Annotated in this window: 9 protein-coding genes; 3 read left to right on the plus strand and 6 right to left on the minus strand. The window is 67.3% G+C overall.

Annotated elements, in window-relative coordinates; translation table 11 throughout:
• Together K8I61_14875 and K8I61_14880 are read left to right on the plus strand one after the other, a co-directional pair.
• A partial coding sequence (locus K8I61_14875; protein MBZ0273320.1) for a hypothetical protein occupies window positions 1-308 on the plus strand: 308 nt, incomplete at its 5' end.
• A complete protein-coding gene (locus tag K8I61_14880) occupies window positions 305-1,588 on the plus strand; it encodes a radical SAM protein (GenBank protein ID MBZ0273321.1) in 1,284 nt (427 codons plus the stop codon). The genes K8I61_14875 and K8I61_14880, both read left to right, overlap by 4 nt.
• Here the strand turns inward: K8I61_14880 and K8I61_14885 are convergent.
• The 6 genes from K8I61_14885 to ispD form a co-directional block, all read right to left on the minus strand.
• A complete protein-coding gene (locus tag K8I61_14885) occupies window positions 1,568-2,026 on the minus strand; it encodes an Rrf2 family transcriptional regulator (protein MBZ0273322.1) in 459 nt (152 codons plus the stop codon). The two genes, K8I61_14880 and K8I61_14885, sit on opposite strands and share 21 nt — an antisense overlap.
• A gap of 90 nt (window positions 2,027-2,116) precedes the next feature.
• Window positions 2,117-3,115, minus strand: a complete 999-nt coding sequence (locus K8I61_14890) for an NAD-dependent epimerase/dehydratase family protein (protein MBZ0273323.1) — start codon at window positions 3,113-3,115, stop codon at window positions 2,117-2,119.
• 63 nt (window positions 3,116-3,178) lie between these two features.
• A complete protein-coding gene (locus K8I61_14895) occupies window positions 3,179-4,174 on the minus strand; it encodes a hypothetical protein (protein ID MBZ0273324.1) in 996 nt (331 codons plus the stop codon).
• Window positions 4,175-4,242: 68 nt separating this feature from the next.
• Window positions 4,243-5,664: a glutamate--tRNA ligase gene (gene gltX / locus K8I61_14900; GenBank protein ID MBZ0273325.1), complete on the minus strand. Its 1,422-nt coding sequence runs from the start codon at window positions 5,662-5,664 to the stop codon at window positions 4,243-4,245.
• Entirely contained in the window at window positions 5,661-6,152 is a 492-nt protein-coding gene (ispF, locus tag K8I61_14905) for a 2-C-methyl-D-erythritol 2,4-cyclodiphosphate synthase (GenBank protein ID MBZ0273326.1), read from the minus strand. The genes gltX and ispF overlap by 4 nt, the downstream gene beginning before the upstream one ends.
• Complete coding sequence (gene ispD, locus K8I61_14910) at window positions 6,149-6,877, minus strand: 2-C-methyl-D-erythritol 4-phosphate cytidylyltransferase (protein MBZ0273327.1); 729 nt, start codon at window positions 6,875-6,877, stop codon at window positions 6,149-6,151. The genes ispF and ispD overlap by 4 nt, the downstream gene beginning before the upstream one ends.
• Before the next feature lie 61 nt (window positions 6,878-6,938).
• On the opposite strand from ispD, the gene K8I61_14915 reads away from it, so the two are divergent.
• Window positions 6,939-8,019: hypothetical protein (locus tag K8I61_14915; protein ID MBZ0273328.1), on the plus strand; the 1,081-nt coding region annotated here is incomplete at its 3' end.

The raw sequence follows: 8,019 nt of genomic DNA on the forward strand, positions 1-8,019 counted from the left end.
ACGCCTCCGCGGGCGAGCGCGTGGCGAAGGAACATATCGAAACGCTGGCCGTTATCGACCGCGCTGTCGAGCGCGAGATGGCGGTGCGCCTGGACGACGTGATTTTCCGCCGGACGGGCCTCGGGACGACCGGCGTGCTCGATCCGGCGGCGGTCGAAAAGGTCGGGCGACGCATGGCAAGCCGCCTGGGGTGGAACGCCGAGAAGACGCACGCGCAAATCGAAGAGGTCGCCGGCAAGCTGGCCTCGCGCGGGATCGGCCGCGAACGCAACGGCGACAGCGATCGCCGGGAGGACAAGAAGAAATGATCGGTATTCACGAGTTGCGGAAGAACCCCGCGCTGGCCAAGCTCGACCTTTACTGCAAGGGCCTGCGCATCGACGATTCGTGCCTCGTCGAGCGCGACGGCCGCCCGATCCTGCGAACGCGCGCGGGCCTTGGCAGCGGCCTTGAGATGGTGCTTCCGAAGAACATCTGGACGAACACGCCGATCGTCGAGGATTTCGTGAAAGCCTCGCCCTACACGCTGCACCTGGAAAACGAGCGCTACGTCCTTCGCCTGAATGGCGACAAGGTTTTTGACGTTCGCATCCCGCCGGAGCCGGAGTTCTACCGGCAGCGCACCACGAGCGGAAAGCTGATGAGCCGCATCGGCGTGCTGCAGGGCACATACATCGGCATCTACCCGACGGCCGTCTGTCACTACTGGACGATCAAGCCGACGCGCCAGAACTGCGATTTCTGCTCGGTCGGCCTGAATCTCGGCCAGGAAGAGGAAGAGCAAAAGGCCGTGGGCGACGTTGTCGAGACGGTCATCGCCGCCCAGCGCGAATGCGGCATCACCTACGTCCACTTCAACACCGGCTTTTACGAGAACGACACGTATCTCGATCAACTCGAGCCGTACATCAAGGCGATCCGCGCGCGGACGGGCCTTCTCATCGGCGTGCAGACGCCGCCGCACCCCGATTTCCGCCGCTACGACCAGCTTCGCGAGATGGGCGTCAACACCGTCTCGTTTTGCTTCGAGTTCTTCAACAAGGAAATTTTCGACAGGCGCTGCCCCGGCAAAAGCTCCTACGTGGGGCTCGAACGCTACCTGGACGCCGTCGCGTACTGCGCCAAGCTCTTCGACACCGCCAACGGCGAGATCATCGCCGGTCCCGAGCCGGTCGAGGACACGCTGCGCGCGATCGACTGGATCACCAGCGTCGGCGCGATCCCGACCGTGTGCGTGTTCCGCCCCTTGAAGGGCACCGACGCGGCGAACGACCCGCCGCCGACCACCGAGGAGATGATCCCGGTGTTCCGGCATCTGTACGAGCGGTGCATGGAAAGAAAGCTGCCCATCGGCATCGCGCACAACGTCGAGGTCTCGATCGTCCTCAAGCCGGAGGAGTGCTCCGGATTCTCCGATCGCGTCGGCGAATTCGCCGCCCAGCGCGCCCGCATCTGGGCGATGAACAAGGGGCTGCGCCTGGTGCTCGCCGCGCGAAACATGCGCGCGCGCTACAACGATCTGCTCGGGCGCCTTCTGGTATCGCCGAAGGAATACCTGGGCAAGAGGCTAGCCGCGCGTCGCGCGTGACGGTCCTTCCACGAGGGGGAAGGGGCACCGGCGGCCGGCCTTGTCGGTCGTGTGCATGAAGTCCTCGATCGTTGCCTCCGCGAAGGTCTTTTCGATCGCGGCGATCGCGTCGTCGAGCATCTGGTGCAGGCGGCAAAGGCGCGCCTTGTGCGTCGGGAGGCCGAGCGGGCAGCTTAAGATCCGCTCGATCGGATCGATCGCGTTGACAACCGACAACACGTTGATCTCCCGGGCCGGCCGCGCCAGCGTGAAACCGCCGTTCGGCCCGCGCCGGGAATTCACGACCCCCGCGCGCGCGAGGCTCTTCAGGATTTTCGAGATGTAATCGGGGGGCACGTGCGTCGCGTCGGCGATCACGCGCGCCGTCTGCGATTCGCCGCCGTGCTGGGCCAGGTGAACGACGGCTCGGAGGGCGTATTCGGCGGTTTTCGATAACATCGGAGTTCCGGAGTTAGATATCCACTAACGAAAACTTACGTGACGCGCGCCGGGGCGTCAACCCGGAGACCTTGATCCGCGTAAAATTGCTTACGCCGCGATGAGCCCGGAGGCGCGCATCCAGGCAATCGTTCGCGCGAGCGCCTTTTCGAACGACGTGACGCGATACCCGATTTCGGCGACGGCCTTTTCGCTCGAGTAAGCCCAGTGGTGACGCAGCACGCCCGCCTTGCCGACGGTCATCATCGGCGTGCCGCCGGCGATGCGCGCCCACGTCTCCATCAGGTGCGCGGAAGCGGTGAGAAGCCCAAGCGGCACGTGGCGGCGCGGCACCTTGCGTTCGAGAAGGCGCGCGGCGACGTCGACGAACGTGTCCAGGTCGATGTTCTCGCCGCCGAGAATGTACCGCTCGCCCGCGCGGCCTTTTTGCATGGCAAGCACGTGCCCCTCGACGACATCCTCCACGAATGCGTAGCACCATTTCTGCTTGCCGCTTCCGGGAATGCCGGGGAATTTGCCGCGCGTCATGTCGATCAGCATCTGCACGACGAGATTGCCCTCGGTCAGCTCGCCCGGGCCGAAGATCACCCCCGGCATGACGGTCACGACCGGCGCGCCCCGGGCCGCGTATTCGCGCGTGATGCGTGCGGCGAGGGCCTTGGTGCGTTCGTAGGGATTGTGAAAGTGGTCCGGTTCGTGTTCGAGCGTCTCGTCGCCGACGCCGACGCGGTCGGAGTTGCCAAGCGCCATGAACGACGAGGTGTAAACGATCCGCGAGACGCCCTTGTCGGCCGCGATGTCGAGAAACGCGCGCCACGCATCCACGTTCACGCGGTCGAACACCGTCCAGTCGCGCACCCACTCCTTCACCGCGGCGGCGACGTGATACGCGCGGTCCACGCGGCCGAGCGCGTCGGACACGGCGGCGCGATCGGTGAAATCGCCGCCGATAACGGACAAGCGGTCGTGCGTTACCCCAAGAGCGGCCGGGTTGCGCACGAGGGCGACAACCTCTTCGCCGTCATCGAGAAGGCGTTTGAGAAGGTTCTTGCCAAGAAATCCGGTGGCGCCGGTGATGAGAACGGGCATGGGAAACAATCCTCGCGAGGGCGTTCGATGCGCGGGAATTGTTCGGACGCGAGCGCGCTTGTGTCAAGACGCCTTGCGGCGCAGCTCCCCGATGCGGGCGATCGCGCGCTTGACGCGCGCGCCGACCTCGCCGGCGCCGAGCGCCTGGCAGACGACGGGCAGGCCGACTCCGGCGGTGCGGCCAAGAAGCGAAAGGCGCAGCAGGGCGACGAATTCCGCGCCCTTCATGCCGGTCACCTCGATCGCGGCGCGCTCCGCCTTGCGATAGGTGTCGGGATCGTTGTTCGAATCGCCTTTCGCGAAGACCTGCACGAAACAAAGGAGCGCGACGTCGGACATCGCATCGGCGAGAAGTCCGCGTTCGGCGACGGGATCGGCTTTCGATGCTTCCGGATCGAGCGCGGCGATGGCGTCCGCCGCGTCGACGAGATTCATGTCCTGCGCCACAAGCGCGGAGAGGTACTTCTGGCGTCCCGCCGTGAACTCGCCGGGGTGAGAGAGCAGCCGGCGCGCCAGGTGCATGACGTTGTCGTTCGTCGCCGCGAGCGGCCGGGGCCGTTGATGGGGCTCCCTCTCCAGCGTCCCGCGGATGCCGTGGATCGCCGCGTAGGCGCGCGTCGTCACCTCCTTGGGGCCGAGCACTTCGGCGACCGCGTCAAGGCACGGGAAGATCGGGTCGCCGACGAGCATCACCGAAAGAGGAATGTCCATGCGCGGACCCGCAAGGCCCGTGACCTCGGACGCGGCGCGGTATGCGGGCGCAAAAAAATCGCTCTCGTCCTGCCCGGCGCGAAGCGCGATCTGCGCGAAACACGAGAGCATCACGTCGATGCCGGGATCGACGGTCAGGAGCGCATCCACGTTCTCGTCCGACGGGCGGCGCCCGGGCGCAAGCGGCGCAAGCAACCGCGCGGCGTCGGCCGGATCGTCGATGTCCGGCGCGAGCGCGGCGACAATATCGCGCAGGCGCGGATGATTCGCGACACCGTCGGGCAAATGGCGCCGGGCGGCTTCGAGAATCTTTTTCGGATCGCCGGAACGTGGGGAACGAGCGGACACGGACTACCTCGGCCACGCGAAAATCATACGTCGCGTAACGGTTTTATCGGCGGAATTGACCGAAAAGTTTAGCGCGCGCCGCGTGAAATCCCGGCCGCGCGCGCAAGACGCTCGCGCGTCTCGGCAAGGCCGAGCACGTCAATGATGGCGGGCAGATCCGGCCCGTGCGTCCGGCCGGTCAACGCCGCGCGAAGGGGCATGTAGAGCGCGCGGCCACGCGCACCCGTCCTTGCGGCGACCGCCTTGGCGACGGCGCGAAATCCGTCCGCGTCGAGCTCATTGGAATCGGCCAACGCGTCGCCGAACGCCGCGAGCACCGCGGGCGCGGTGTCGTCCGCGATCGCCTGCGCGGCGTCATCGTCGAGCGTCACCGCCCCCGGCCGAAACGGCTCGATGAGCGCCGGGATGTCGGCGCGCCGGCGGACCTCCGGGCGGATCAGCGCAAGCGCGCGGTTGGATACGTCGCCATCGGCGACACCCGCCTCGCGCACCGCGCGCCGCCAACGGTCTTCTTCGCACGTGCGCAAAAACGAGGCGTTCGCATGATCGAGAAACCCCGGATCCCACGCCGCCGGGCCGGGCGAAACGTCGCCGATCGCGAAGCGACGCGCGAGCGCCTCGATCGACCACGCGCCCGGTTCCGGATCGCGCCATCCGATGCGCGCGGTCGCGGCCAGCACGGCCTCCGGCTCGTAACCCGCCTCGCGCAGCCCGCGCGCGGTGGCGGAGGCGTCGCGCTTGGAAAGCGGCCGCCCGTCCGGGCCGTGCACGAGGCCGATGTGGGCGAACAAAGGCGGTTCGTGCCCAAGCGCGCGCAAAAGCGCGATCTGCCGGGGCGTGTTCGAGATGTGATCGTTGCCGCGCACGACGTGCGTGATGCGCATGTCGGCATCGTCGAGCGCGCTCGCGAACAAAAACGCCGCGGTACCGTCGGCGCGGCGGACGATGAAATCGTCGAGCTCGCCGGCGGGAAATTCGATGCGGCCGTGGACGAGATCGACAAACGCGATCGCTTCGAGCCCCATGCGGAAACGTATGACGGGCCGGCGCCCCTCGGCGGAAAGGCTCGCGATCTCGTCCGCGGACAGTTGCCGGCAGCGCCCGGAATATCGCGGCGCTTCGTGGCGTGCCTGCGCGGCGCGGCGTTCGAGCTCGAGTTCCTCCGCCGTGCAATAACAGCGATACGCCGCGCCCATCGCGACAAGCCGCTCGATGGCGGCGTTGTGCGCGGCGTGGCGTTCCGTCTGGCGATACGGGCCGAAGTTTCCGCCCACGTTCGGGCCCTCGTCCGGATGAAGGCCGAGCCACGAAAGGTCTTCGATGATGGCGTCCTCGAATGCGCGGCGCGAGCGCGCCGGGTCCGTATCCTCGATGCGCAGGATGAACGCGCCGCCGGCCGCGCGCGCGGCGAGCGCGGAGAAGATCGCCGTGCGGACATTGCCCGCGTGCAGGTATCCCGTCGGGCTTGGGGCAAAGCGCGTGCGCGTCATGGGATCTCGGCGAGCATCGCGACGGCCTGCGCGGCAATGCCCTCGCCGCGCCCGGTGAAACCAAGTCCCTCCTCGGTCGTCGCCTTCACGTTGACGCGGCCGGCATCGACTCCGAGCGCGCGCGCGAGGTTCGCGGTCATCCGGGCGGCGTACGGCGCCATCTTCGGCTGCTGCGCGACAATCGTCGCATCGACATTGACGACGACGTATCCCGCGTCCTTCGCCAGTGCGACGCACCGCGAAAGCAATTCGATACTGTCCGCGCCGGCGAACGCGGGATCGGTATCGGGGAAATGGCGGCCAATGTCGCCAAGGCCCGCCGCGCCGAGCACCGCGTCGGCGACCGCGTGCGCGAGCACGTCCGCGTCCGAGTGGCCGGCAAGCCCGCGATCGAACGGAATCGTCACGCCGGCCAGAATGAGCGGCCGGCCCGCGGCGAGCCGGTGCACGTCGTAACCAAGGCCGATGCGAAACGGATGATCGCTCATGCGCCGTCTCCGCTTTCGAGTTTGCGCCGCGCGAAGATCGCCTCCGCGATGACAAGGTCCGTCGGCGTCGTGATTTTCAGATTCTCCTCGCTGCCTTTAACCATCACCACGGGCGCGCCGAGGCGTTCGACGACCTGCGAATCGTCCGTGGCCCGAAAGTCGATGGCGACCGCCTCGCGGTACGCCCGCATCAGCACGGAGTACGAAAACGTCTGCGGTGTCTGCGCGGCGACCAGCGTGCGCCGCTCCGGCGTGGCGCGCACGAAACCGTCGTCGCTGATGATCTTGATCGTCGAGGTCACCGGGCACGCCACGAGCGCGCCGCCGAAGTTGCGCGCGACGAGTACCGATTGCGTCACGATCTCCGGTGTCACCAGCGGACGCACGGCGTCGTGGATCGCGACGACGTCACACGGCGGCTCGATCGCCTGCAAGCCCTCCCACACGGAAAGCTGACGGCGCGATCCCCCCGGCACCACGGCGACGACCTTCCGGAAATTCTTCTCCCGGACGATCGCCTGCGTGCGTTCGATGGACTCCCGCCCGGAGACGACGACGATCGCGTCGATCGCGCCGGTCGACTCGAAGACGGCGATGCTGCGCGCAATGATCGGTTCTCCCGCGAGCGGCAGGAATTGCTTGGGCTCGGCGCGCCCCATGCGCTCGCCGACGCCGCCCGCGACGATGACCGCGTACGTCTTCATGAGGCGGATATACGCGGACACCGCGAAATTGTCACCCCGCGCGGGATGACCCGATCCCGATCCCGATCCGGATCCCGATCCCATGGACAAAATGGACAACATGGACACCATGGACCCAATGGACGCTCGAAAGATCGTGCGCGTGTTGTTTATTCTCGTCGCTTGCGGCGCGGCGGTGTATGTCCTTTGGCCGCGCGCGGCCACACCGCCAGATGACACGACGCCATCGACGCCGCGGGCCACCGCCGATGACGACGCCGGCGCATTGAACGCGATCGACGACGACACCGACGCCGCGCCCGGGCGCGAGATTCGCATCGTCGGGGAAAATGCGTCGCTCCACCGCGACGGTGACGTCTACATCCTCCGCATCACGCTGACGGGAACGCTGCTTGCCACGCTGCTCGATGCAACCGCTTTGGAACCGCGGCCGTCAGGAAGCCGGTATGATGCGCCCGGTGACGAACTGGCCTTCTCGCGCGCGCTCGCATCCGCGTCCGAGAGCATCCTGCGTCATCGCATGGATCCGCGCTCGGACATGCTGCGCGGCGACGAGGTCACGTTCGCGTTTCGCCTCAACGCGCGCGGCGTGCCGTCGATCTACGCGCTGCGTTATCGCGGGCGCGCGGGGCGCTTTGTGCGCGCGTATTATTTTTGGGAGCCGCACCGGTCCTCGCCGGAATATTTCGACGAAAACGGTGTGGCTTTCGCGCCGCGCCTGGATCATCCGCCGATTCGGGAGAGCACCGGCTACGGGCGCGTGTTCGGCGAGCGCGGCCGCGAGGAGATGGAGATTCTCGCGCCGGTCGGCGCCGAGGTGGTTGCACCGTTTCGCGCGACCGTGGCGCGCCTGAACTGGCGGCCCAAGGACGAAGGCCGATCGCTCATGCTCGCGTACGAGGGATCGGGCGTCGTGGCGGCGATGACGGGGCTTTCCGACATTTCGTCCCGGGTCCGCGTCGGCGAAGCGTTCGAGGCGGGCGCCGTCGTCGGCCGCGCGGGGCTTCTTGGCGGCGGGTTGTCCGGCGTGCGTTATCGTCTGTTGACGCGGCCGGACGAGAGCGCGCCGCGCGTCGATCCGTTTGATTTTCACGGCCGGCGCGACTATGCGCTTACCGGAAGCGCGGTCGGATTTTTTGAGCGCGTGCGGCGCCGCGCGGATG

It is taken from the genome of bacterium (assembly GCA_019912885.1).
Taxonomy (GTDB): domain Bacteria; phylum Lernaellota; class Lernaellaia; order JACKCT01; family JACKCT01; genus JAIOHV01.

Bases quoted from the DNA above. Each gene is read 5' to 3' on its own strand.
- K8I61_14880 (MBZ0273321.1), top strand. From the start codon at position 305: ATGATCGGTATTCACGAGTTGCGGAAGAACCCCGCGCTGGCCAAGCTC.
- K8I61_14885 (MBZ0273322.1), bottom strand. From the start codon at position 2,026: ATGTTATCGAAAACCGCCGAATACGCCCTCCGAGCCGTCGTTCACCTG.
- K8I61_14890 (MBZ0273323.1), bottom strand. From the start codon at position 3,115: ATGCCCGTTCTCATCACCGGCGCCACCGGATTTCTTGGCAAGAACCTT.
- gltX (MBZ0273325.1), bottom strand. From the start codon at position 5,664: ATGACGCGCACGCGCTTTGCCCCAAGCCCGACGGGATACCTGCACGCG.
- ispF (MBZ0273326.1), bottom strand. From the start codon at position 6,152: ATGAGCGATCATCCGTTTCGCATCGGCCTTGGTTACGACGTGCACCGG.